This window comes from Lacimicrobium sp. SS2-24 (assembly GCF_002201535.1).
Taxonomy (GTDB): Bacteria; Pseudomonadota; Gammaproteobacteria; order Enterobacterales; family Alteromonadaceae; genus Lacimicrobium.
Map to the genome: position 1 here is coordinate 455,691 of NZ_NIWW01000002.1, position 24,321 is coordinate 480,011.

At 51.0% G+C, this 24,321-nt stretch carries 22 protein-coding genes; 14 read left to right on the plus strand and 8 right to left on the minus strand.

What is annotated here, in order from left to right; translation table 11 throughout:
* Window positions 1–21: 21 nt before the first annotated feature.
* From CCY32_RS05830 to CCY32_RS05855, 6 genes are all read left to right on the plus strand, one after another.
* The gene (locus CCY32_RS05830) at window positions 22–1,005 is read left to right on the plus strand and encodes a TRAP transporter substrate-binding protein (protein ID WP_088329645.1); all 984 of its coding nucleotides are present in this window, start codon (window positions 22–24) and stop codon (window positions 1,003–1,005) included.
* Window positions 1,002–1,478, plus strand: coding sequence for a TRAP transporter small permease (locus tag CCY32_RS05835; protein WP_210401686.1), 477 nt, complete (start codon window positions 1,002–1,004; stop codon window positions 1,476–1,478). The genes CCY32_RS05830 and CCY32_RS05835 overlap by 4 nt, the downstream gene beginning before the upstream one ends.
* Window positions 1,478–2,782, plus strand: a complete 1,305-nt coding sequence (locus CCY32_RS05840; protein WP_088329646.1) for a TRAP transporter large permease — start codon at window positions 1,478–1,480, stop codon at window positions 2,780–2,782. Before CCY32_RS05835 ends, CCY32_RS05840 begins: the two co-directional genes overlap by 1 nt.
* Window positions 2,783–2,800: 18 nt before the next feature.
* A complete protein-coding gene (locus CCY32_RS05845) occupies window positions 2,801–4,399 on the plus strand; it encodes a hypothetical protein (RefSeq protein WP_141096180.1) in 1,599 nt (532 codons plus the stop codon).
* A gap of 233 nt (window positions 4,400–4,632) precedes the next feature.
* On the plus strand, window positions 4,633–7,383 hold the full coding sequence (locus tag CCY32_RS05850; RefSeq protein ID WP_088329648.1) for a TonB-dependent receptor: 2,751 nt from the start codon (window positions 4,633–4,635) through the stop codon (window positions 7,381–7,383).
* Between the two features lie 97 nt (window positions 7,384–7,480).
* A complete protein-coding gene (locus tag CCY32_RS05855) occupies window positions 7,481–8,437 on the plus strand; it encodes an aldose epimerase family protein (RefSeq protein WP_168171436.1) in 957 nt (318 codons plus the stop codon).
* A 43-nt stretch (window positions 8,438–8,480) separates the two neighbouring features.
* Here CCY32_RS05855 and CCY32_RS05860 read toward each other — a convergent pair whose 3' ends face one another.
* The gene (locus CCY32_RS05860; RefSeq protein ID WP_088329650.1) at window positions 8,481–8,933 is read right to left on the minus strand and encodes a nuclear transport factor 2 family protein; all 453 of its coding nucleotides are present in this window, start codon (window positions 8,931–8,933) and stop codon (window positions 8,481–8,483) included.
* 246 nt (window positions 8,934–9,179) lie between these two features.
* On the opposite strand from CCY32_RS05860, the gene CCY32_RS05865 reads away from it, so the two are divergent.
* Window positions 9,180–10,373 carry a CaiB/BaiF CoA-transferase family protein gene (locus CCY32_RS05865; RefSeq protein ID WP_088329716.1) on the plus strand — a complete coding sequence of 398 codons (1,194 nt, stop codon included), beginning with the start codon at window positions 9,180–9,182 and terminating at the stop codon, window positions 10,371–10,373.
* On the opposite strand, the gene CCY32_RS05870 is transcribed toward CCY32_RS05865, so the two are convergent.
* On the minus strand, window positions 10,370–11,152 hold the full coding sequence (locus CCY32_RS05870) for a transporter substrate-binding domain-containing protein (protein ID WP_141096181.1): 783 nt from the start codon (window positions 11,150–11,152) through the stop codon (window positions 10,370–10,372). The genes CCY32_RS05865 and CCY32_RS05870 overlap by 4 nt on opposite strands.
* A 48-nt stretch (window positions 11,153–11,200) precedes the next feature.
* The gene (locus CCY32_RS05875) at window positions 11,201–12,136 is read right to left on the minus strand and encodes a LysR family transcriptional regulator (protein WP_088329652.1); all 936 of its coding nucleotides are present in this window, start codon (window positions 12,134–12,136) and stop codon (window positions 11,201–11,203) included.
* Between the two features lie 159 nt (window positions 12,137–12,295).
* Here CCY32_RS05875 and CCY32_RS05880 point away from each other — a divergent pair, with 159 nt between their 5' ends.
* Genes CCY32_RS05880 through CCY32_RS05910 form a run of 7 tightly spaced genes read left to right on the plus strand, consistent with a single transcriptional unit; the run spans window position 12,296 to window position 19,173 of the window.
* Complete coding sequence (locus CCY32_RS05880) at window positions 12,296–13,528, plus strand: acyl-CoA dehydrogenase family protein (RefSeq protein ID WP_088329653.1); 1,233 nt, start codon at window positions 12,296–12,298, stop codon at window positions 13,526–13,528.
* Window positions 13,525–14,601 (plus strand): phosphotransferase family protein, encoded by a 1,077-nt coding sequence (locus tag CCY32_RS05885; protein ID WP_088329654.1) that lies wholly within the window; start codon window positions 13,525–13,527, stop codon window positions 14,599–14,601. Before CCY32_RS05880 ends, CCY32_RS05885 begins: the two co-directional genes overlap by 4 nt.
* On the plus strand, window positions 14,601–15,320 hold the full coding sequence (locus CCY32_RS05890; RefSeq protein ID WP_088329655.1) for a histidine phosphatase family protein: 720 nt from the start codon (window positions 14,601–14,603) through the stop codon (window positions 15,318–15,320). Before CCY32_RS05885 ends, CCY32_RS05890 begins: the two co-directional genes overlap by 1 nt.
* Window positions 15,321–15,333: 13 nt before the next feature.
* Window positions 15,334–16,083: an SDR family oxidoreductase gene (locus CCY32_RS05895; RefSeq protein ID WP_088329656.1), complete on the plus strand. Its 750-nt coding sequence runs from the start codon at window positions 15,334–15,336 to the stop codon at window positions 16,081–16,083.
* Between the two features lie 13 nt (window positions 16,084–16,096).
* The gene (locus CCY32_RS05900) at window positions 16,097–16,900 is read left to right on the plus strand and encodes an SDR family oxidoreductase (RefSeq protein ID WP_088329657.1); all 804 of its coding nucleotides are present in this window, start codon (window positions 16,097–16,099) and stop codon (window positions 16,898–16,900) included.
* Window positions 16,901–16,940: 40 nt separating this feature from the next.
* Complete coding sequence (locus CCY32_RS05905) at window positions 16,941–18,497, plus strand: HAMP domain-containing sensor histidine kinase (protein WP_088329658.1); 1,557 nt, start codon at window positions 16,941–16,943, stop codon at window positions 18,495–18,497.
* A gap of 4 nt (window positions 18,498–18,501) precedes the next feature.
* Window positions 18,502–19,173, plus strand: coding sequence for a response regulator transcription factor (locus CCY32_RS05910; protein WP_088329659.1), 672 nt, complete (start codon window positions 18,502–18,504; stop codon window positions 19,171–19,173).
* Between the two features lie 72 nt (window positions 19,174–19,245).
* Here the strand turns inward: CCY32_RS05910 and CCY32_RS05915 are convergent, their stop codons facing one another.
* From CCY32_RS05915 to CCY32_RS05935, 5 genes are all read right to left on the minus strand, one after another.
* The gene (locus CCY32_RS05915) at window positions 19,246–20,301 is read right to left on the minus strand and encodes a PepSY-associated TM helix domain-containing protein (protein ID WP_088329660.1); all 1,056 of its coding nucleotides are present in this window, start codon (window positions 20,299–20,301) and stop codon (window positions 19,246–19,248) included.
* Window positions 20,302–20,305: 4 nt separating this feature from the next.
* Window positions 20,306–22,399, minus strand: coding sequence for a TonB-dependent receptor (locus CCY32_RS05920; protein ID WP_088329661.1), 2,094 nt, complete (start codon window positions 22,397–22,399; stop codon window positions 20,306–20,308).
* A 355-nt stretch (window positions 22,400–22,754) separates the two neighbouring features.
* A complete protein-coding gene (locus CCY32_RS05925; RefSeq protein WP_088329662.1) occupies window positions 22,755–23,282 on the minus strand; it encodes a cytochrome b/b6 domain-containing protein in 528 nt (175 codons plus the stop codon).
* A gap of 2 nt (window positions 23,283–23,284) precedes the next feature.
* Window positions 23,285–23,548 carry a PepSY domain-containing protein gene (locus CCY32_RS05930; RefSeq protein ID WP_246840542.1) on the minus strand — a complete coding sequence of 88 codons (264 nt, stop codon included), beginning with the start codon at window positions 23,546–23,548 and terminating at the stop codon, window positions 23,285–23,287.
* 64 nt (window positions 23,549–23,612) lie between these two features.
* Window positions 23,613–24,152, minus strand: a complete 540-nt coding sequence (locus tag CCY32_RS05935; protein WP_088329663.1) for a manganese efflux pump MntP family protein — start codon at window positions 24,150–24,152, stop codon at window positions 23,613–23,615.
* Window positions 24,153–24,321: the final 169 nt, after the last annotated feature.

A 24,321-nucleotide genomic window follows, 5' to 3' on the forward strand; every position in this document is an offset into this window, starting at 1 on the left:
GCCAGATTTCGGGAAGCAGAGATGTATTCACTGAAGCCATTTTTATTCAGCATTGTATTGGTGGCCTTATCAGCTTGCAAAACAGAAGATTCCACCCGGATATTAAGGGTGGGACATACTCTTGACACGAATCATTCTGTTCATCTGGCGTTAGAGTATATGGCAGAGAGGCTGGCACACTACTCAGGCGGAACAATGCAGATAAAGCTTTATCCCAATGGTCAGTTGGGTTCAGAGCGGGCCATGGTCGAGTTGTTACAGATCGGCAGTCTGGCCATGACCAAAGTGTCAGCGGCCTCTCTCGAAGGTTTTGTGCCACAAATGAAGGTCTTCGGTGTGCCCTATTTATTCCGTTCAGACCAACACCGATGGCAGGTGTTGGAATCATCAATCGGAGAGGACATTCTCCATGCAACCCGTTCAGCCAGATTTACGGGCATGGCATATATGGATGCAGGTAGTCGCAGTTTTTATATGACTAAAGCTCCGGTTAATGGTCCCGCAGATGTTCAGGGCAAGAAGATACGGGTAATGAACAGTCCTATGGCAGTGCAACTTATTGATGCCATGCAGGGTGCGGCAACCCCTCTTGGCTGGGGTGAGTTGTATGCTGCACTGCAGCAGGGGGTAGTGGATGGGGCAGAAAACAATCCACCCAGTTACTACTCATCCCGGCATTTTGAAATCGCCGGCTACTACGCTCTCAACGAGCATACGTCCATTCCTGATGTCATTATTGCCAGCAATCATATACTCGACAGCCTGACGAAACAGGAAAGCCAATGGTTGCAACTGGCGATGAAGGATGCGGTGAACAAACAGCGGCAGCTCTGGAACGAAGCGGAGCAGCAGGCTCTGAATAAACTGGCTCAGGCTGGGGTCAGTATAAGTCGTCCAGAAAAAGCGCCCTTTTACCAGGCCGTTGAGCCCTTGCATCAGCGCCTGAGCCAGACAGCGCTCGGCCCTCTTATCAAGCGTATAAAGGTCATGGGAGGTGGTCAGTGATATCGCTGCTGGCAGGGCTGGACAAAGCCTTGAGCAGGTTACTGGTGATGCTGGTGGCTGCGATTGTGATTTGCGTCTGCTGGCAGGTATTGTCTCGCTATGTTACCCAAACGCCCAGTGCTTATAGTGAGGAAATAGCCCGTTTCTTGCTGATATGGTTGGGTATTCTGGGATCGGCCTATGCTTATCGGACAGGGGCGCATTTAGGACTGGATTTGCTGGTCAATCAGTTGCCAAAGCTATTGCGCCGGCGCATTGAAATGTTGGTTCATATTCTGGTGCTGACATTTTCGCTGGCGGTGATGGTTGTCGGTGGGATCTGTTTAATGGCGCTGGCCATCGATCCTGGCCAGTATTCTTCGGCAATGGAGGTCAATATGGCCTGGGTCTATGCTGCTCTGCCAATATCAGGAAGTTTGATGGCGTTCTATGCGCTGGCGGCTTTATTCATCCCCGTTGAGGAGGAGCAGTAGTGGAATATAGTGGCGCAGTATTGCTTTGTGTTTTTTTGCTGCTGTTGGTTCTGAACGTACCTATTTCTTTTAGTATCGGCCTGGCAACGTTGGTAACCATGTTGCTCAGCATTGATTTTATGCCCGCGTTAGCAACCCTGGCTCAACGGATGGTGGGGGGGCTGAACAGTTTCGCTCTGCTGGCGATTCCGTTTTTCGTATTGTCCGGGGTGATTATGGGGCGGGGTGGCATTGCCCGGCGACTTATTGACTTTGCTATGGCATATATCGGCATGCTGCCAGGTGGCTTGGCGCTGGTCAATGTGGCGGCCTGTACCCTGTTTGGTGGGATTTCAGGCTCAGCTGTGGCCACCACCAGTGCTATAGGTAGCTTTATGATCCCGGAAATGGAAAAGAAGGGTTACGACCGGCATTTTGCCACTGCCGTGACCACTGCCTCAGCAACAACGGGGATGGTGATACCGCCCAGTAATATTCTGATTATCTTTGCCATTGCCAGCGGAGGCGTGTCTATCTCTGCTCTTTTCGTGGCCGGATATTTACCCGGTATTCTGGTTGCACTTGCGCTGATGATCGTATGTGCCATTTTCGCTAAAACCCGAGGATATCCTGTTATTGCCGCATTACCTCTTGTGGAGGTGATTAAGCGGACCTGGTCTGCATTACCGGCTCTGTTTCTGATTGTACTGGTCATGGGAGGAATTATTTCCGGACTGTTCACTGCTACCGAGGCAGGCGCGATAGCTGTTGTTTACTCCCTGATTCTGGCAATGGGTGTGTATCGGCAAATCGGCTGGCGCGAGCTGTCTTCGGTACTGCTGAAAACCGCAGAAGTCACATCCATCGTGATGATGTTAATTGCCGTGTCCTCGGCGATGTCATGGATTCTGGCCTATGAAAATATTCCGGAGAAAATCACCCAAGTGTTGCTGGGGATCAGTGACAACCCCATCATTATTCTTTTGGTTATTAACCTGATGCTATTGGTAGTAGGGGCGTTTATGGATATGACGCCGGCGGTATTGATCTTTACCCCCATTTTATTACCTGTGGCTGAAAGCCTCGGGATGACGCCATTGCACTTTGGCATCATGTTGGTAATGAACCTGTCAATTGGGTTGTGTTCACCTCCTGTTGGTTCGGTATTATTTGTCGGCTGCTCGGTAGGTAAAAGCAGTATCGCTAAAGTGATTCCTCCCTTGCTGCCACTCTATGCGGCCATGTTTGTGGTGTTGATGATCGTCACCTATGTACCTGGTGTGAGTGAATGGTTGCCGACGATGGCCGGATTATATAACCAATAAATAAAAGTGGAGCTGTCTGTGACGAAGTTTGGTATCTGCGTGGTGGGCATTCTGGTGGTGATTGTCAATTCCGGTAAAGCCGACAGCTTTACCGGTGCACAGGCAAGAGCGAACCTTGGCTTTGCTCTGAGCCAGTATGTGAAGATGATGGAGCAGGTGGAAAACGAAAAACACCTGAATCTTCCAGGCTTTTGCCAACAAGTGCTCAGCCTGTGTACACCCAGAGCCTTGCATCAGAATAATATTCAGATGGAAGTTCCCGGTAAGTGGACAAATGGTTTCTATTCCGGCGTGTTCTGGAAACTACTGTCTGTCGGTAACGAGTTGTCCATGCTGGATAAGGTGCTCGAACAGCAGTTGTTCAGACATGCCGTGGCGCATCAGCAACGCCTCTACCCAGAAGTATGGCGAACAGATACTCATGACCTGGGTTTTATTATTTACGACTCCTTTGCTGAAGCTCTGGCTTATAAAGACTTGCCTGAACTGCTCGAACATCGCTATGAAAAGGCGTTGCAACAGGCCAGCGCATCTTTGTATCAGCGTTATATACCGGAATATGGTGTGATTCGCTCCTGGGACTGGCGCAATGCGATCAAGTTTCCTGTGCAGAGTGAAAAAGGGACTCAACAACAGGCTTTTGAGCTGGACACGCCTTGGAAGATACCGGTTATCATCGACAATATGATGAACCTGGAGCTTCTGTTAAATAGCCCTCTGCGGGAGCATCAGTTAGCGGCGCTGAGCCATGGGCAACAGACTCTGGATAACCATTATTATACTAAAACGGCATCCTCTGGCGAGTCACTTACGCTTGCCTATCATCTTTATGATTATGAACTCAGGCTGCCGGGGAACTGGCAGGGACTGGGAAATCATAGTATCTGGTCCCGCGGTCAGGGCTGGTCATTATATGGCTTCGCTACCCTGCTGGAGCAGCAACCCTCATTGACATTAAGTGAGCAGCAGCATGCTTTATTTCTCCGCCATACGCATAAACTAGTCGATACATTGGAAGTGCTGTTGTCGCAGCATAAAGTACCTGATTGGGATTTTATCGCGGCACAGGATAATGCAGCAGATTTTGTGATTGATGATACCGGAATACCTTATTCGCCTATGCAGGATCTCTGCCCTGAGCAACTGGAAAAAGCGATTATGCCCTATCGTGGTTTTCGGCCATTGAGACTGGATACGACATTATTAAAGGATTCAGCGATAGTACAACTGGCAAGTCTTAGATCTGAGGGAGGAGAACCTTTGCTTGTGCAAGAAAGCTTCTATCCATGTGGTCGCGATTTAAGTCAGCGTTACACAGGCAAAATACCGAAAGACAGTTCCGCTGCAGCTGTTCTGGCATCGGCTCTTTATCGTCTTGCTTTGAATCCGGCATGGCCTGAAAAGCAAAGGGTGATTGAACAAGCAGATGCCATTATGAGAGCGCTGACAGAAAACTTTCTGAGCAAGTCAGATACTACCTCAGCTGCATATCATCGCGGATTCGTGCTGACCTCTGCAACCGGAAACATGCCGGCAGCCAGCGAGATCGATACCGGTATTATTTACGCAGATTTCTATTTTATTGAAGCGAATCAGCTTAAGTTGAAGCTGCCATAACCCTCTCTTCTTATTAGTAAGCACTGTCCCGAACTGCTTCTGAAAAGCTGTTTATCGCCGCTATTACTCGCGTTTTCACGCAATCATTTCATCTTTGTTAAAAAAACTTTACCGCCATGTTGATCATCTTATTTTATGCTTGTAAGATGTATGAAGACTGATGAACGAAATATAGGCTATTCAGAAGCAGTTAATAGCCAGAGAACACTAACGAGCACAATTAAGGTAAGACTATGAAATTCAGAGTAAGCATTGTGACTGCTGCCGTAATGGCATCATTGAGCCTGAGCGCTCAGGCTAATGAGCAGGAAAAAGAAGTTGAAGTGATCCAGATTTCCGGGATTAAAGGCAGCTTGGTAAAGTCCATGAACAACAAGCGCTTTGCTTACAATGTTGTGGATACCATTTCAGCTGAAGATATTGGTAAATTTCCTGATTCTAATCTTGCTGAATCCCTTCAGCGTATTACCGGTGTATCCATAGACCGCAGTGGTGGTGAGGGGCAATTCGTTAGTATTCGTGGGATGGGGCCGGATTTCAGCTCTGTTACGCTGAATGGCAGAGAGGTTGCAAGTGAAAGTCAGACTCGTGCATTTGGGTTCGATACCCTCGCGTCTGAATTGGTCAGCAATATTGATGTGAACAAGACCTCAACTGCCGAAATGCTGGAAGGCGGAATCGGTGGCAATATTAATATTCGCACTGCTCAACCTTTTGATTTTGAGGAGTTTTTTGCCGCTGGAAGTATAGAAGGCGTGCGTGAACAAAATCGCGGCGAGATCACCCCGCAGGGCTCATTTTTGGTCACTGATCGCTTTATGGATGATCGATTGGGCTTGCTGGCGTCATTTACCTATCAGAACCGCGAAGCGCAGAGTTTTGAAGTCAATAATGACGGTATTATTCAGCGGGATATTGACCTCTATGCGCATCGTCGTGATGTTGGTCCGGATGACGGCTGGCGTAAGGTTATCGGTGTGGCAGAGGGACTTTACTCTCATCAGGCTATAGGCCGGGGAGTGACACTGGAAGAACGACAGCGCGTGGGTGGGAACTTAGCGGTTCAGTTCCAGGCAAGCAATGATCTGATTCTGTCAGCGGATTACCTGTATTCCAAACTGGATGTAGATAGCGTAAATAACCAGGCCTACAACTGGTTCTGGGCGACGCACTCAATGGACGTTGTCGATGACAACAATACGGTACTGCGTCAAACCCATGCTGATGGTTATTCTGGTTATGCCCATCTGCGTTTTGAAAAGCACCGCCCTTCAACGACCGAAGTGTTGGGCTTGAATGCTGACTGGATTATTAACGACAGGCTGAGTTTGAAAGCGGATCTTGCCTGGTCGGAGGCTGAGAATAATAACCGGGGGTTAGATTCACGCCAGACGCTGGAAGCACTCAACCAGCCAGGTATCATTCTGGATTATACCTCGGGTCAGGTGCCCTCAATGATTCATGTTGAGCCTGAAACAACCTTGCCGGTGAATGCTGATCTGTCTGATTTACAGATGCGTCACATGGAACGTTACGGCGATTATACTAAGGCCGAGAATAATCAACTTAGATTCGACTTTTCGTATTTGGTGGACGGCCAGTACTTCCACAAAATTGATTTTGGCGCCCATTACCTCTCCAAATCTAAACAAAATGTCTTTTATCAGACGCCGCAGGATCTGATTAAAATGTACCAGAACAGCGGCGCTCGCCCGGTGGCGACCAGTGCCCATGCCATGGTCAGAGATTATGGCAATGTGTTTCCCGCCAATGATCTTTCTGCTCAGTTCTTTGAGCTAAATGAGGATGCCATGTGGGCTCTGGCCAATGACCCAGCTTCACTGGCAATGCTTTCGCAAAACCCGGATGTTAAGCAGGCTCTGTTGGATTTGCATAGCTCAAACGGCGGCTTTACCGCCAGAGCTACCAACAACGCATATGAAATTGAAGAGGATGTTACCTCTTTTTATGTAGACGGGTATTTTAACGGCGACATCGGCGATATGACCTGGACTGTTCTGGCTGGATTGCGTTATTCCAAAACCGAGCAAACTTCCAACGGTACAATGCAGACCCTGGTTGGCCTGGATAAGCCTGTTGAGATGTCTGTTAATCTGGTGCCCCGTTATGATGGCTTTTCAGCAGTGGCTATCGAAAACGATTATGACAACTGGCTACCTTCTATCAGCGGCAATCTGAACATTACCGACAAGCTGATTGTGCGGGCGGGTGTGTCTAAAACGATAACAAGGCCGACACTAACAGATCTGGCGCCTTCATTGAGTGTGTCCTCGACCACCACTGACCTGAGAACGGCTAGGGGAAGTAACCCCATGCTGAGTCCTTTCGAGTCTACCAACTTCGACTTATCACTGGAATATTACTATGACGAAGCCAGTATGGCGTCTCTGGCCTATTTCAGAAAGTCAGTAGACAATTTCATTGTCCGTACCAATAGCATTGAAAACTTTGACTTAGAGTTTGGCGAGCAGTGGTCTGATTTCGATGTGAACCGGCCTCGTAATGGCGAGAGCGCCACAGTGGATGGTATTGAGGCTAATTGGATTCATACACTGGATAGTGGATTCGGTATGCAAATCAATGCCACCTTTGTAGATAGCAATGCTGAACTGGACAACACTAATCCGGATCAGGTGTTTGCATTGGAAGGGTTAAGTGATACCGCCAATGCAGTGCTCTTCTACGAGAAAGGACCTTATCAGTTTAGGATCGCTTATAACCTGCGCGGTGAGTTCCTGGAAACGCAAATCAATCCTTATGCCGGTGAACCCATCTATGTGGATGACTACGAACAGGTAGATATCAGTGGTAGTTATGAAATTAACGAGAACATGAGCGTTTATTTTGAGGGAATTAATATCACTGAATCTACTGTGGATAAGCATGGTCGCTTCGATAATCACTTTATTTACTATGGTGACTATGGCGCTCGTTATGCGGTAGGAGTGCGCGCGAGTTTCTAAAAACTGACAGGAGTTGGTTTTAGCGGTCGGGTGCCCTCTCAGACCGCTTTTTTTTGTCTATAAAACACGAAACCTACCATGATAAAGGGCAATGACTATGCATATCAGTGAGCTGATTAATGAGAACGGCATGCGCTGTCGGTTAAGCAATTTGGGAGCACGCATATTGTCTGTTGACGTGCCTTTTGCCAGGTTCAACAGCGAAATGCTGCTGAACTATGCCTGTGAATCTGCTTATATAGACGACCCTTATTACATGGGGGCAATCATTGGCAGAGTCTCTAATCGCATTGGTGGTGGGCGCTTCAGTCTAAATGGGAAAGACTACCGCCTGTCCCGAAACGAGGGTATGCACTGCCTGCATGGCGGGCGACCAGGTTTGTCAGAAAGAGAGTGGAAGATTGAGAAGTCAACAGCATCTGAGGTAGTGTATTCCTATTGCTCTCCTCACATGGAAAATGGATTTCCAGGGCAGGCAGATCTGATGGTGAAGTACAGACTTAGCCGCGAAAATGAAATCTGCATTACGCTTACAGGAAAGGTTTCACAAGCAACGCCACTGAGTCTTACCAGCCATTGCTATTTTAATCTGGGCGAAAGAACAATATCCGACTTGTCGCTACAACTGTCAGATTTTCGCTATATGGTTTGCGATGATGAAAATGTTGCAACCGGAGAGGTTGCGGACCTGCGACTTGATTACCCATCGGTTATCTGCGGTAACCGAATCGCATTGTCTGCTGCCCACCCTCTGGATCACTGCATGCTTCTTGCGGAATCAGAGGCCGGGCAGTCTAATGAAGCCTACGTAGCAGCGAAATTAACCTCCCTCAAGAACAACGTAGTAATGCGGCTCTATACAGATCAACCCGCAATACAGCTATATACTTCCTCAGGATTATCTCACCCATTCACTCCGTTCTCAGCTATATGCCTTGAAGCTCAGGGAGTGGTGAACAGTATCAATCTTCCGAATACCGCATCGCCGCTTGCTACTCCCTCTCAGCCTTACTGTAAAACCATCGTCTATCAGTTTAGCCCTTTTGAAAAATAATCAGACTCCAGGACTAGCAGTTGGTCGCAGGCTAAAGGACGATTCAATGATCGTAACTGATTACCCGGGTGATCTGCCATTGGTCCTCCTGCTGCTTCCAGATATGTAAGAACTTAAACACACCGCAATCGGGCTCGCCGTTTTGGGCGGTATGACAGAACCTGTGTCTGCCGCTTTGAATTGCCCCATAACCAGGAATCGGATGCACTTCGGTAAATTCCGGCAACAACTCGCGCCTCAAATCCGTGTCGCTGTTAAACATTTTCTTTGTTGCAGCAAGATTTTGCTGGTAGTCGCTGACACCGGCTTTATCGTGATAGAACTCCAGTTCTTCACTGAGCATGGCTTTCATTACCTCAATATCCCGCTGGTTGAATGCATCAAACAGTTTGCCATCCTGGTGGAGGATAACCGTGGTCAGAGAATCATCGGTATTATCGGCGACTGCCGTCGTGCAAAGCAAAAGGCAAGAAAAGAGCATGAATGGACGCAGCATAAAGGACTCCTGATGTGATCAATGCAGAGGTGCATCAGCTTGGCAAAATGCCCGGACTAAAGCCATTTTAAGATGTAACAAGCTGCGAACTGCGTCATCTTTTTCCACCCGAACCTGGTGCACTCCAAGTGCATTGCCGGGAATACAATGCATGACAGAGCCCCCCTGTAAACCCGCTTTATGCTTTCTTTTTGGACGCTTAAGGCCCTAAAATGGCAGCCAAATTACTGATTAGGAAAGATGCTGATGGCGGGGCCACTTGCAGGTATTAAAGTACTGGATCTCAGCCGTATTCTGGCGGGCCCCTGGGCCACCCAGGTACTGGCCGACTATGGTGCCTGTGTGTGGAAAATTGAGCGCCCCGGCTGCGGCGACGATACCCGTCACTGGGGCCCGCCTTACTTAAAAGACGAGAACGGAAGGGAAACGGCGGAGTCCGCTTATTATCTTGCGGCTAATCGCGGCAAACAGTCTGTGACGGTGGATATCACCACCGAAGCAGGCCAGCAGGTGATCCGGGAGCTGGCTGTGAGGGCCGATGTGCTGGTGGAAAACTATAAGGTCGGCGGGCTGCGTAAGTATGGTCTGGACTACGCCAGCCTCAAGCAGCTGAATCCGCGCCTGGTTTACTGCTCCATTACGGGGTTCGGTCAGGATGGCCCGCTCGCCTCCCGGCCCGGTTATGATGCCATGATTCAGGCCATGGGTGGGTTAATGAGTATCACCGGTGAACCCGATACGTTGCCCGGTGGAGGCCCACAAAAAGCCGGGGTGGCCGTGGCCGATTTGATGACCGGTATGTACGCGGTGTCGGCGGTGTTGGCGGCATTATATGAGCGCGAAAAAAGTGGTCAGGGGCAGCACATTGATCTTGCGTTACTGGATACCCAGGTGGCCTGGCTGGCAAATCAGGCCAGCAATTATCTGGTGGGAGGCGACGTGCCACAACGCATGGGCACCGCGCACCCCAATATTGTGCCGTATCAATCACTCAGGGTGAAAGATGGCTATATTCTGCTGGCGGTGGGGAATGATCGACAGTTTCAGCGTTGTTGTGATGTCTTGGGTGACCCTGAGCTGGCATTCGATGACAGGTTCAGCACCAATGCCCGGCGTGTACAGCATCGACTGGCCCTGATCCCTTTACTCGAAGCCCTGTTTGTCAGACAAACACTGGACTACTGGCTTACGGCACTGAGTGGAGCCAGTGTGCCCTGTGGCCCCATCAATACCCTCGACAGAGTCTTCGCCGAGCCCCAGATACGCCACCGGGAAATGCAATTTGATTTGCCTCACCCCTCTGCTGGCAAGGTGCCTATGGTGGCCAATCCGGTTAAGTTTTCGCGCACGAAAGTAGCCTATCAGCAGGCCCCGCCTGTACTGGGTGAGCATACCGAACAGGTGTTGGGCGAACTGAAAAACCAACACAGGGATGACTAGTCTATGGCTATCGCCGGTAGCGGCAGGCTTACCTGATAGCGCTCAGCCAGCGCCTTAAGTGCACCATTTTCAAGCATTCTTTGCCACTGAGCGCGAAGGATGTCGATCTGTCTGGGCGAGAGACTCTCACGGCTTAATCCCAGATACACCGGGGAGCTGTAAAGCGTAAATGCAATCACGAAACGGTCCGCGTCAAGCTGATACTCGTCCACCCAGTGACGGTAAACCTGCTCATCTTCGATGACTGCACTAACGCGGCCCGAAGAGAGCATCTTGCGCTGGGTTTCACTGGTTCTGAGTAATACCAGGTTCTGATTGAAGTCAGCGTCATTATTCTTGGCTTGTTCGAATTCAGGCCCGTAATACCCGTTCGCTAATGCCGCGACGAACACGCCACTTTGCGTGAGCTGGACAAAGTCGTGCACATCGCTGACCTTTTGTGTATCGACAATCACCACCATGCGTTCCTCATTATGAGGCCCGATAAAATACAGATAAGGTTCCCTGTCCTGGGTTGCGGTGAGATTGGTCATGATATCAATGTCGCCATCCAGCAACAGCTCCAGTGAACGGCCCCAAGGTAACTCAATGAATGTCAGCTTACATCCGGTCGGCTCGAACAGCATATTGAGCATATCCACCGAGAAGCCCGAGACTTGCTGTGCCTCATCGTAGAAGTAGTAAGGCGAGAGTGCGCCGGAGACAGAGGCCCGAATGGTACAGGGCGCCGCGCTGATGGAACAGGACAGCAGCAATAAGACAGGCCAGAGTAGACGCATGATCTGATACTTCACAATGAGTGGACCATGAGTATAGATGCTAAAGACTCATAGCTGCAGAGCCAGCTCACAAATGCGTTTTCTCAGCCAGTTCAGTGCCGGGTGGGCATCGGTATTTTTATGCCAGTAAAGATGGATGGCTATATCTGCAATACTCACCGGGCTCGGCAATACCTTTATCCCGGGTTGGTCGATCGCCTGTACCAGCTTGCGGGGCATGGTCAGCAGCAGGGATGACTGACGCACCACACTGATGGCAGTGCTGTAGCTCTGACAATGCAAGGCAATATTGCGATTGACCCCTTGCTGGCGCAGAGCAATGTCTTCTACGGCGGGCCCGCTGGCACGGTGAGACACGCTGATGTGACGTGCCTGCGCATAGTCGTGTTTGTGTAGTTTTTCCGCCAGCGGATGGTGCTGGGCCATGACCACACAAAACCTGTCGGTCAGTAATGGACGATGTAGCACCGGTTCGCTGATGGGTAAGGACACATCAATCGCCATATCAACGGATCCTCCCGCCAGCTGCCTGGGCATGTGCGCACGCTCCAGTCCATGACTGGCCAACGATGTGCCGGGTGCCTGATCTGCCAGTGCGGTAATAAGCGGGGGCAGCAAGAGTTTTTCCAACGCTTCATGGATGCCAATACGAAAGTCATTGATGGCAGTCTGGGGAGTGAATTGACCGGAGAGTTGCAGAATCTGCCGCAATTGACCAAGGTTGTTGATAAGTGCCGGGGCCAGGCTCTCGCACAATGGGGTGGGCTGCATCATATTCCCCTGGCGTAAAAACAGCGTGTCGTTCAGTTGTCGGCGTAAACGTTTTACCGCATGACTGATGGCCGAAGGCGTCAGATGCAAACGTTGCGCCGCCCTCGACATGTTGCGTTCCTGATAAAGTGCCTCAAAGACCTTCAGTAAGTTCAAGTCCAGTTGCTGAAACGAGGGACTGGTGCTTGATGTGGTGTTGTGAATTTTGTTCATAGCTGAAATGAAATATATTTCATTTTGTTCATCAATAAAAGCGCGCTAGGCTGATTAAAGTAAAAGTGGTTCTGCATAAAGCGAGATAATCATGGCCCCATTGAAGCTTTCTCCGCTGAACCAACGTTTGTGTCTGATACAGCCATCCAGGAGCAGTGAATGAACTTTCAGCCATCAGAGCGCAGTCAGCACTATCTAAAACAGCTTTGCGAATTTATGCGCCAGCATGTTTTCCCTGTTGAACAGGAGGTCATGGCCTTTCATCATCAGCATAACCGTCATGGTGACTGGCAACGCTGGGAACTGAATCCCAAAGTCGAAGCCTTGAAAAAACAGGCCAGAGATGCCGGCTTGTGGAATCTGTTTTTACCCGATGCTGAACTGGGACAGGGTTTGAGTACACTGGAGTACGCGCCGCTGGCGGAGCAGATGGGGCGCTCTGTGATTGCCAGCGAAATCTTCAACTGCAACGCCCCGGACACCGGCAATATGGAGGTGTTGTATCACTTTGGCAGCGCAGCGCAGCAGCAACAATGGTTAACCCCCTTGTTGCAGGGAGATATCCGCAGTGTCTTCTTTATGACCGAGCCACAGGTAGCCTCCAGCGATGCCACTAACATGCAGGCCTCCATTACCGACGACGGGGATGAGCTGGTACTCAATGGACGTAAATGGTGGAGTACGGGGCTGGGGCATCCTAAGGCCAAAGTCGGTATTTTTATGGGATTGTCTGACCCGGATGCGAATAAACACGAACGTCATGCCATGGTGCTGGTGGAACTGGACCGTCCCGGTGTCAGTATTCAACGTATGCTGACGGCGTACGGCGACTATGATGCGCCCTATGGCCATGGTGAGGTGGTGTTTGATCAGGTTCGCGTACCGAAACACAATCTGATAGTGGGAATGGGCAAAGGTTTTGCCATTGCTCAGGGACGCCTGGGACCCGGGCGGATTCATCATTGCATGCGTGCCATTGGCGCCGCTGAAAGGGCGCTGGAGCTGGGTATAAAACGGGCATCGGCACGTCGAGCGTTTGGTCACACACTGACCGAACTGGGGGCTAACAAGACACGCATTGCAGAAATCAGAATGGCCATTGATCAGGCTCGCTTGCTGACCCTCAATGCCGCCTGGAAGATTGACGTACAGGGAGTAAAACAGGCCATGACGGAGATCTCCGCCATCAAGGTGATTGCACCGAGGGTGATGGAGCAGGCCGTAGATTTCGCCATACAGTTGCACGGCGGCGAGGGGATGAGCGATGACACGCCTCTGGCGGGCATGATGGCCATGGCCCGGGCACTAAGACTGGCAGATGGACCCGATGAAGTGCATCAGGCCATGGTCGCCAGACTGGAACTGGCAAAATACAAAGAGAAAACACGATGAGCGCAACCTCTGTGATGGATCAGCCCGTAGCCGTTCGCCCGGGCGAAGAACTCGATTTGGAGCACTTATTGCCCTGGATCACCGCACATTTACCCGATTTAACCGGAACACCTGCGGTGCGCCAGTATAGTGGCGGGGCTTCAAACTGGACCTATTGCCTCAGTTTTGGCGAAAAGGATGTGATCCTGCGTCGTGCGCCTGCTGGCACCAAGGCCAGAGGAGCCCATGACATGGGGCGGGAGTATCGTCTGCAAAATGCGTTGCAGCCGGTTTATCGCTATGTGCCACAGATGCTGGCATATTGCGATGACGCGGGACTGATCGGCAGCGAATTTTATCTGATGCAGCGTTGCCACGGCATCATTCCGCGGCGCAATCTGCCACGGGGACTCAAACTGAAACGCCCACAAACCCGTGAACTGTGTCTTAATGTACTCGACGCCATGATTGATCTGCATGAAGTGGATTATCGCTCTGCGGGATTAGATCATCTGGCAAAGGGAGAAGGCTATGTTCAGCGCCAGATTGAGGGGTGGAACCAGCGTTATCTCAATGCCAAAACCTGGAATGTACCGGGGGCTGGCTATGTGCGGCGCTGGCTCGTGGACAACATGCCGGAGAATGAGCGAATTTGCCTCACCCATAATGATTTTCGTTTTGACAATGTGGTGCTGGATAGCGCAGAACCTACCCAGGTCAATGCCATTCTGGACTGGGAGCTGGCAACACTGGGCGATCCGCTGATGGATTTGGGCAACACCCTGGCCTATTGGGTGGAAGCGGGTGATGATTTTCTGGCCCAGCAGACGCGGCGTCAGCCGACCCATCTGTCAGGAATGCTCAATCGCCAGGAAGTGGTGGAATATTATCTGGATAAGCGTTCCTTGTCGGTCAATGACTTCACCTTCTATGAGGTATATGGGTTGTTCAGACTGGCGGCCATTGCCCAGCAGATTTACTACCGCTACTACCACAAACAAACCCGCAATCCGGCCTTTAAACACTTCTGGTTTTTTGTGCACTACCTGATTTGGCGGTGCCGGCGCACCATTCGCCATGGCAGATTGCTGTAATGCAAAAGCTGTATTTGCTGCGCCATGGTCAGGCCGGCTTTTCACAGGCAGATTACGATGCCTTATCGGAAACCGGCTACCGGCAAGCCTGGCGACTCGGACAGTTCTTACGTGAAAATGGGGTGCGGTTCAGTCCCGAACAGATCGTCTGTGGGGCGATGCAACGACATCGTCAGACTCTGGATGCATTGTGGCAAGGCCTGCATCATCAGGCTCTCAATCCCGCAGAGAACACTATCAGTACCCAGGTTACGCGCAGCCGCGACTGGAATGAGTATGATCATCACAATATTCTGGCGGCACTGGATCCGGCATTTGCCACACCCGATGGACTGCGACGTTACCTGATGCAACAGCAGGATCCCAAATCGGCGTTTCTGCACGCCTTCGATGAGGCCATCAAGCGCTGGACTGCAGCTGGTGAGGACAATCTCTATCACGAGTCCTGGCAGGGGTTTTGTGACCGGGTGCAGCGAGGTTTGCGCCAGGCAACAGGTACAAAGCACTCAAGCGTGCTGGTGGTCACTTCAGGCGGACCCATCGCGGTGCTGGCGCAGCGCCTAATGGGCGCCCCGCAAGAGGCCTTTCTTAATACCAACTGGGTGCTGGCGAATTGTGGACTCAGTCGAATTTTAAACGGGCGCAACGGACTCAGATTGTCCACACTGAACGACTACACCGCCTTTGAAGCCACGCCTGAACTGATTACGTACAAATAATGGGGTATTAACAATGTTGAGAAAGAATATTCTTATAACAGGAGCCAGCTCCGGACTTGGATGGGGAATGGCTCTGGAGTTTGCCGGCAAGGGTCGAAATCTGGCGCTCTGTGCACGTCGAACAGACAGGTTGGAACAGCTAAAAAGCGAGATCCTGGCAATTAATCCTGACCTCAAAGTGAGCCTCAAGGCCCTGGATGTGAACGACGATGAGCAGGTTTTTCAGGTGTTTAAAGCGTTTAAACAGGAGTTTGGCACCCTGGACCGCATCATTATCAACGCCGGCATGGGTAAGGGCGCGTCCATCGGTACCGGGTATTATCATGCCAACAAACAAACAGCGATGACTAATTTTGTGGCCGCCATTGCTCAGGCCGAAGCGGCCATGGAAATATTCCGTGAGCAGAACCATGGTCATCTGGTGGGCATGTCGTCATTCAGTGCTATCCGTGGATTTCGCCGGGCACTGACTGTGTATGCGGCCACTAAAGCCGGTTTGAGTACCCTGATGGAGGGCATACGTGTTGATGTGATGAATAAGCCCATTAAGGTGTCCACCATTCATCCGGGGTTTATTCGTAGTGAAATCAATGAAAAGGTCGAGAAAGTCCCCTTCATCGTTGATCGGGATACAGGCTGTAAAGCGCTGGTTAAGGCCATAGAGAAAGAAAAAGCCAGTTGCTTTGTGCCCACCTGGCCCTGGTCCTTTATGGCGCCTTTGGTAAAAATCGCGCCGCTGAGCGTGATTAAAAAGTTCAGTTAGGAGGTACCCCCTGATGCACAAAAATACTCGTCTGGTGATCACCGGGGGCGGCTCTGGTCTGGGGCGCGAACTGGCGTTAAAGTGGGCTCAACAGGGTGCCGCCATCTGCATTTGTGATCGCGATGGAAGCAGCGCCAGGCAGGTGGCCGATGAGGTTAACCAGGCCGGGGGCAACAGTTTTGCAGTGCAGGCGGATGTCACCTCTGAGGCGGACTGGCAGAGTGTTGTAGAAGCCGTAACAAAGGCCTGGCAAGGTATCGATATTCTGATCAATAACGCAGGGGTCGCCACCGCCGGCAATTTTGAGACCGAGAGCATCGAGCAGTGGCAGTGGATTCTGGATATTAATCTGCTTGGTATCGTGCGTGGTTGTCAGGCTTTTCTGCCGGTGTTTAAGGCACAGGGCAGCGGTCAGATCATCAATGTGGCGTCACAGGCCGGTATCACGCATATGCCCTGCATGGGCAGTTATAATGCGGTTAAGGCGGCGGTGATTGCCTTTTCCGAAACACTCAAACTGGAACTGGCGGGTGACAATATTCAGGTGTCCGTGATATGTCCGTCCTTTTTTAAAACCAACCTGGATCAGTCCATGCGCACGGCGCAGCCCCATTTCAGGGCAAAGGTGGCGCGGTATTTTGAGCGCGCCTCCATGACAGCCGAACAGGTGGCCGAGTATATCTACCAATCTGCACAAACCGATGCCTTTATGGTGTTACCGCACAAAGAGGGACGCAAAGCCTGGTACCTGAAGCGTTTCTTACCTAACCGGCGTTATATCAATATGATGTTGAAAATGACCCGACCCAGGAAATAACAGGTAAACTACTGCAAAAAGGTTCACTCCGGAGCGTTTGATGTATCGACGCAAGCTGATTAGTTTCGCCGCGGTGTCATTGGGTACCGCAGTGATTGCCGCCGTGGCGGTGATCTGGTCGACCCGTATGACGCAAAATCATATCGATCAGGTCAACATCGCTAATACCCTGCTATCTGAGCACCTGTTGCTTTCCAGTACCTCTTATCGGCTGTTTAAACAGCTCACCGACGAAATTCTGGTGGGGGAGTCGGCAAATCAGGCTCTGGTGCGTAATAAACGTGCCGCCATTTCTGAGTCACTGGGTAAAATTCGGTTACTGGAAGAGAGTCAGCGCCAGGCCTTAGGGGTGGAGAACACCCGTGGGACTGTTGAGGACACGGACGATCTGGAGCGTCTGATTGATGATGTGATTGCCGATTTTGAATTGATTGCCAGTGATGATGCCGCCCGACCCGATGTGGAGCAGATCCGTTTTGTACTTGAAGAGCGTATCGATATCGCATTTCGCGAAGCCATTAACTCGGCAGTGGAGCGGCAAAGTTCGGTGGTACGTGACATGAACAATCGCATCGAGAATGTGCACCGGCTGATTTTCTGGGCTGCCCTGTTTCTTGCCGTGGTTGCGGTGTTATTCGCCGTGCTGGGATGCGTCAATCTGATCCGCGCCATAAAAACGCCGGTGGATTCACTCACTGACGGTGCCGAGCAAATTGCCAAAGGCAATCTGCAACACCGTGTGGAACGTGGTTTCGATACCGAGTTTGATCAGATTGCTCGTGCCTTCAATTTTATGGCTGATAAGCTGACCGAGCAGAACAGTATGCGTGAACAGAACCGTCAGCAGCTGGAAAAAATGGTCTCTGAGCGCACCGCGGAACTGACCCGTGCCAATGATGCACTGCGCAACAGCGCGCAGGTGCGTAAGAGTTTTCTTGCGGATGTCAGCCATGAACTGAGAACCCCGCTGACCATTATCCGTGGTGAAGCGCAGGTGGCGCTGCGCAAGAAAGACCGCGATGTTGCAGAATACGAGGATGCCCTTAGCTGCATTCTGGAGCAATCGGTGTCTTTGGGGCGGCTGGTGGATGATCTGTTGCTGATTGCGCGGGCAGAGTCTGACAGTTTGCATATTGAGCGACAGGTGTTCGACATTAATGCCTTGTTGCGGGAAAGTTGCCGCGATGTGCAGCGATTGGCCGATAAACAGCAGATTGAAGTTCAGTGTGAGCAAGGAGAACAGCCGCTGATGGTGGCCGCAGATGTGGAGCGTATTCGCCAGCTCATGCTGATTTTACTGGAAAACGCCCTGCGTTATTCCGGCGGTGGTGCCCATGTCCGGGTTTGGGCAGTCACAGAGAATGAGCACTTATTGGTAAGTGTCCAAGACGATGGGCGAGGCATAGAAGCGCAGGACCTGCCCTACATTTTCGACCGTTTCTATCGCGGCGCTTCCACTGCACGGGGCCAGAACGAACAAGGGCTGGGGTTGGGGCTGGCGCTGGCAAAGGCTATCGTCAGTGCTCATGGTGGCGAAATTCGGGCAAGCAGTCAGGCAGGACAAGGGACCATCATGCAATTTACCTTACCGGGATAAGGCGATGCGGATTCTCATCGTTGAAGACGAAAAGCGGGTAGCGAGCTTTCTCAGCAAGGGATTGCTGGCAGAGGGGCATCAGTGCGAATGCGCCTATGACGGGGAGCAGGCTATTGAGGCGTTTACCACTGCGCACTACGATGTGATCATTCTTGATCGTATGTTGCCGGGTATCGATGGAATGGCGGTGCTGAGGGAGATACGCAAAGTCTCTGCATCCTCTGCCGTGTTGATGCTGACGGCGCTCAATGAAACCGAAGACAAAATACTGGGCTTGCGCATGGGCGCCGACGATTATCTGGGCAAGCCCTTTGACTTTGAAGAGCTGCTGGCACGTATTGAGGCCCTGGCAAGGCGCACGCCAGCGGTGTCCAATAGTGAAAACGAATTACGGGTCAGTGAGCTGTGTCTTAACACCGACACCCATAAAGCCTACCTGTCTGAACAGGAACTGGAGCTGACACGGCTGGAGTTCGAGCTGTTACGACTTTTTATGAATAGTCCGGGAAAGGTGCTTTCCCGGGAGCGGATCCTGAGCCGGGTATGGGGCAGTACCGAAGACCCGCTGACCAACGTGATAGATGTCTATATACGTCGACTGCGGGTTAAACTCTCTCCTTTGCCGATGGACGTTATCGAAACCGTCCGCGGCGTGGGCTACCGGCTAAAAGTGTGATGTCATAAAAAGGTCAAAGTCTTTGCGTTGAAAAGACAGCGAAGGGGACCTCAGACTTTGTCAAAGCGACCTTTATCGGCGTTGCCGGTACGATCGGCGTCTGAGGTAATAAGCGATGCCAGTTAACGGCAGTATCATCAGCGTCACACCTGCCAACGTGCTGATAAGCAGGTAAAGGGTCCCGCCGACAGCAGCAACATGCAGTGGGTAGAGGGTATGGGAAAGCTGATTTCCTGTTGCCGTTTGCCGCACACTCTCCAGTTCAATAAGATGCCCCTGTTGAGGAGAAAACCCCAGGTAACTCCTGCCATTGGGATGCCATTCATCATCAAATTTCAGCCGCATTCTGTCTTTGGAGAGATACATAAGGCGCGGTGTGGCACCGTCAAACAGGGTATCCGCCAGCTCAACACGACGCTGCCAGTTTGGTGCCTGTGGCGCAGGCGAGGGGATGCTCGGTTGCTCTCCGGCTTCTGGCATCAGGCTGACCAGCAACTGGTTCACTGGCTGAGCATATATTATGGCGGTGCCAGTTCCGAGGATAACTACCATGGGTATGATCATCACAACCGCACTGACTTTATGCAGCTCGCTCAGTGTTTGCAGTCCTTTTCGGGTTTTCAGACTGAACCAGTGAATGGTGAAGTGACGACGGGATAAGCCATAGCGAGGCCACCAACGAAGGAGCCCGGTTATCACCAGTAACAGGCTGGCCAGGCCAAATATTCCTGACAGATCTTTACCGGTTTTCCCCAGCATCAGGTCATGATGCAATGAGACAAAGACATCAAAAACATCACCGTGCTGCTCCCGCTTCAACAACAATCCTGATTCGCCAAAGTACCAGCGTGTTTTCGCCTTATCCACCACTTCCAGCCAGGGCGTGGTTTCTGTCGGCATATAGGCATAACCCTCTGTCAGCGGGGGTGTCAATCTGTCCAGCTGACTGGCGGCCTGAGTTAGAGTGAGCGGTGATTCAAGATTAAGGGCAGGGTAGGTGAGTTTTAGTAATGCTGGCTTGTAATACAGAACCGTGCCGGTCACCGCCATCAGCAACACCCACAGGCTCAGTAGCAGGCCGAGCCAGGTGTGGGTGAGCTGGTTGACGCGCTTTAATGCCTGGTGCAACGCTTTACCACCCGTACTGCCAGCTTAGGGTTACCGTGCGACCACGCCCGCTGAAGTTGCGGTTATCGCCGCCAACACTTTGTGCGTAGTAGGTAAAGTAATATTCATTCAGCAGGTTTTCTACTCCCAGAGTAAAGGTGCCCGAGCTCAGGGTATCCAGTGTCGCAGTGGCATTGACAGTATGGTAGCCGTCGAAGTCGTTAATGCTGTTGCCTGCGCCGGCATCACGGTTAAACAACCGACTCCATTGTACCCGTGTAAGCAGCATATCCGTCCAGCTTTGCTGCCAGCTCAGGTTTAAGCGCCGGGGGGCGATATTGCGACCAGATAACGCCTGATCCACACGCTGATCACCGTCACTGTCAAATTCACCCTCGGTATCGGCGTAGCTGGCAGATAACCGGGTATTGGCTGACAACATATAGCTGGCGGTAAGCTCAAAACCATCAATTTCGGTACGCTCACGCTTTACGCTGTATATGCCATCGGCGTCGGCCTGAAGGCGGGCGCCCAAGTCAGAATCGGAGGTAAAATAGCTGGCACTGAAAGACACGGCATCGCCGTTGTATTCGATACCTGCTTCCTGGTTGTCGGCGATCACCGGTTGCAGATCCAGAAAGCTGGAAACGCTGAGATCAGGTTCACTGATCCCCCGCAGGACCCGTCCCACATCGGGCATACTGAAGCCTTCTGAGTAGCTGGCGTACACGCGCCAGTCACCGGAGAGCTGATAGACCGCCCCGACATTATGCAGCAGCTCGTTAAAGGAGGGCTCACCACCATTCACAAAGGTGCTGTTGTAAGATGCCAGCGTGGTGAAATCGTCGACTTTGAGCTTGCCATATTCATACCGTGCTCCGGCGCTAAGGGCCACCTGGCCCAACTGATAGCGAGCCTGAATATAAGGTGCCCAGTTAACAAATTCAGTATCAGGCACCCACTTTCGGCCTGTCTGGGCCAGTTCCTGAAACGTGGTGTCATTTAAAAAGTCGAGACCGGCCGTGATACCCAGTTGCGTGTCGGCAAGGTTCTGCCAGTTCATGGTGATGCGGGAACCGTACTTACGCGAGTCGTTACGGGATTGGTCAAACAGGTTGTCGCCATAATCGGGATCCTGAAAGGTTCCATAGCGACCGCCACCATAGAGGGCTGAAAAGTCCTGGAGAAACAGCTGCCAGTTTAGTTTGCCCCCAAACAAGGCATGGTGATGATAGGTAAGACTGGCGGTGGTGACCCTATTTTCAGGGCTGTCCCCTTCAGCTTCCCCCGCCACTGATATGGCAGGGATACCGGCTTCGCGATCGCCATCTACAGTGCCATAGTCACCGTTACCGGCCATGTCGAAGTGATTGATCATAAACTGCAATGACTGCGCCTGATCGATGGTATAGCCAAGCTTGGCAAAAAGGTCATAGCTGCTGGAGTCCATGGTGTCACCCTGTACCCCATCCAGACCGATCAGCTGGCCCTCACCATCCACATACATGCCGGTTTCTTTCACCTGCACGCCCAGCACAGTCTGCCATTTTTCTGCGTGCTGTCTGAACAGGTAGCCGGCTTGATAGGTGGCGCTGTCTGACAGCTCATCAGGTGAGGCTGTGAGCCCGGCATTGATTTCATGGGTGGCACCGTTATGTGCCGACTTGGTGACAATATTGATGATGCCGCCGCTGGCGCCCATTCCCTGTATGGCACTGGCACCATGAATCACTTCCACGCGTTCAATCATGAAAGGGTCGATAGTGTAAGCCGCACGGGAGCCATTACGTAGAGGGTTGGACTGCGGAATACCGTCGATCAGGTAAAGAGGTTGGCGGCCTCGCAAGGTTTCACCAGCACTGGTGAGTTTCTGGCGTGAAGGGGAAAAGGCCGGGATCATATTGCCCAGAATGTCGGAAAGCGATTGGGCGACGTTAAGCTGCGCGCGAATTTCTTCCCCGCTGATAACAGATACCGTAGCAGGAATCGCACTTTGTGGCACGGATGTTCGGGTGGCGGTGACCTCAATCACATCATCAACTTCGACGTCGGCCAAAGCGGGCAAAGAAAGCGAGGACAGGACAGAGAGCAAGGCAATGTAAACGGGTGTTTTTTTCATGGTCTCATCGCGTTGTTGTTAAAAGAGGTGCGAATGATAATAGTTCGCAATAACATGATCAAGTAAAGAACTACATCAAAGACAGAAAGCGTTGTCGTTGTGTTATCAGCACAACAAACTACTCTTCACCGATGCAAAAGAACCCGGAACTTGAATCAACAGGGCGTGAATGCAGGTCGCTCAGGAAACCCAAATGTATTTGCCTGGGAAAGTATCTTAATGAGTAAACGGGGAGGAAAAGATCCTGAGCGAGTGAATTGGCAGTCTTTTAATAAAGTTACCGCAGATCATCCTGAGTAATCTGCAGTTAGCAGGTTATGAGCTATCGCTGATAGCTTTGGCTATTAAGAGGAAGTTATCTCTTTGTCCTGTAACCGGTAATCATAGGACGCACTAAAGGAATGTGGCCCCACCAGCCAACTATGAAGACGGCTAAAATATGGAGGAGAACGATGGCGTATAAAAGGTCAGACAAAAAGCCGTGGATATCTTGCAGTAGCGAGTTTCCAAACCATGCATCGATTTCTTCCATCATAAACCCTGTAACCGCCAGCCCGATAAAAGAGAACCAAGTCGCAAAAATCATCAGCCAGCCAACAGGATTATGACCAGTATCAAAAGGTATCTGCCGATGCCTGAGATGGTGAAAGTGTTGTTTGAAGTTACCCGGATGTAGCTGCAAACTCTGAAAACTGGCGTAACCGGTGCTCAGACATGCCCATAATAATCGGACAAGAACAACAGTAAAGGCTGTATAGCCAAGCCATTGATGGATATCTCCGCCCGGCTCCAACAGGAAGTAGTTAAGTGTGAATACAGCGACCAGGATCCAGTGCCCGATGCGCACTATCGGATCCCAGATTTTTATGGGTACACGACTCAATATTAGTGAGCTTCTTTTTTGACGATGGAACCATCTACCGGATTAAAGTAAATCTCGACTTTATCGTCATTTGCGTCTTTACCGTAGATCTCATAACAGCTCCCCTCGGTGACTTTAAACTCATTGATTTGATAGCCACTATTTAGCAGGTTTTCCTTAAAAGCCTCTTTGTCCATCCACTCGCTTTGCGGAGCAGTGGTGCAAACTGTGACCTTATCTGCGACACCGCAGCCGGAAAGCATCATTGCAACCGCTGCTGCAGACATAAAATATTTCGTTTTCATCATAAAACCCCCTTCATGGCTAAAACACGAATACACAACAAATCTATTAATAAAGCAAGACTTTCAGGCCAATTAGGATCAGGATAATACCGCCGAATAGCTCGGCCTTACTCTCCAGCCATGTGCCACTTTTTGCGCCAATAAAAACACCTGCCATACTGAAGATAAATGTCGTTACACCAATTAGCAGACACGCAAGCATTGGTGTAACGTCCAGCAAAGTAAGGGAGAACCCGGCAGCCATCGCATCAATACTGGTGGCAATAGCCAGTACAAACATGATCCTATGGTTTATCTGAGATATATCTTCTTCAATACCTTCCTGGCGGGATTCTATGATCATCTTGCCACCAATAAACAAGAGTAAACCGCAAGCGATCCATGGGGCAATACTTTCAATCCACCCGAAGACGCCTTTACCTGCAGCATATCCGATGAAAGGCATCACACCCTGTGCGACGCCAAAGTAGATCCCTACCCACCAGCCTAATGCTAATCTTCGATGTTCATATTTAGCGCCCAGACCCACCGATACGGCTAACGCATCCATGCTAAGGGCGATGGCTAAAATCACAACTTCAATCACGTGTACAACCTACGGTAAGAAAGTGAGCGCATAGTAGCAAAACAGGTCTGCTCATGTTAAATCATCAGCTCAGGGCAGTATTTCATATCTCACGTTAACTGCGCACATTCTGATGCCCTCTGGAGTGATATTTAGCTCAATCCAGGTTTGTACAAAAGCGACATTAAGG

Excerpts from the sequence above, each read along its gene's own strand:
- CCY32_RS05875 (WP_088329652.1), bottom strand. The coding sequence starts at position 12,136 with ATGAACAAAATTCACAACACCACATCAAGCACCAGTCCCTCGTTTCAG.
- CCY32_RS05865 (WP_088329716.1), top strand. The coding sequence starts at position 9,180 with ATGGCGGGGCCACTTGCAGGTATTAAAGTACTGGATCTCAGCCGTATT.
- CCY32_RS05870 (WP_141096181.1), bottom strand. The coding sequence starts at position 11,152 with ATGCGTCTACTCTGGCCTGTCTTATTGCTGCTGTCCTGTTCCATCAGC.
- CCY32_RS05860 (WP_088329650.1), bottom strand. The coding sequence starts at position 8,933 with ATGCTGCGTCCATTCATGCTCTTTTCTTGCCTTTTGCTTTGCACGACG.
- CCY32_RS05930 (WP_246840542.1), bottom strand. The coding sequence starts at position 23,548 with ATGTCTGCAGCAGCGGTTGCAATGATGCTTTCCGGCTGCGGTGTCGCA.
- CCY32_RS05895 (WP_088329656.1), top strand. The coding sequence starts at position 15,334 with ATGTTGAGAAAGAATATTCTTATAACAGGAGCCAGCTCCGGACTTGGA.
- CCY32_RS05910 (WP_088329659.1), top strand. The coding sequence starts at position 18,502 with ATGCGGATTCTCATCGTTGAAGACGAAAAGCGGGTAGCGAGCTTTCTC.
- CCY32_RS05855 (WP_168171436.1), top strand. The coding sequence starts at position 7,481 with ATGCATATCAGTGAGCTGATTAATGAGAACGGCATGCGCTGTCGGTTA.
- CCY32_RS05920 (WP_088329661.1), bottom strand. The coding sequence starts at position 22,399 with ATGAAAAAAACACCCGTTTACATTGCCTTGCTCTCTGTCCTGTCCTCG.
- CCY32_RS05850 (WP_088329648.1), top strand. The coding sequence starts at position 4,633 with ATGAAATTCAGAGTAAGCATTGTGACTGCTGCCGTAATGGCATCATTG.
- CCY32_RS05880 (WP_088329653.1), top strand. The coding sequence starts at position 12,296 with ATGAACTTTCAGCCATCAGAGCGCAGTCAGCACTATCTAAAACAGCTT.
- CCY32_RS05830 (WP_088329645.1), top strand. The coding sequence starts at position 22 with ATGTATTCACTGAAGCCATTTTTATTCAGCATTGTATTGGTGGCCTTA.
- CCY32_RS05890 (WP_088329655.1), top strand. The coding sequence starts at position 14,601 with ATGCAAAAGCTGTATTTGCTGCGCCATGGTCAGGCCGGCTTTTCACAG.
- CCY32_RS05905 (WP_088329658.1), top strand. The coding sequence starts at position 16,941 with ATGTATCGACGCAAGCTGATTAGTTTCGCCGCGGTGTCATTGGGTACC.
- CCY32_RS05885 (WP_088329654.1), top strand. The coding sequence starts at position 13,525 with ATGAGCGCAACCTCTGTGATGGATCAGCCCGTAGCCGTTCGCCCGGGC.
- CCY32_RS05900 (WP_088329657.1), top strand. The coding sequence starts at position 16,097 with ATGCACAAAAATACTCGTCTGGTGATCACCGGGGGCGGCTCTGGTCTG.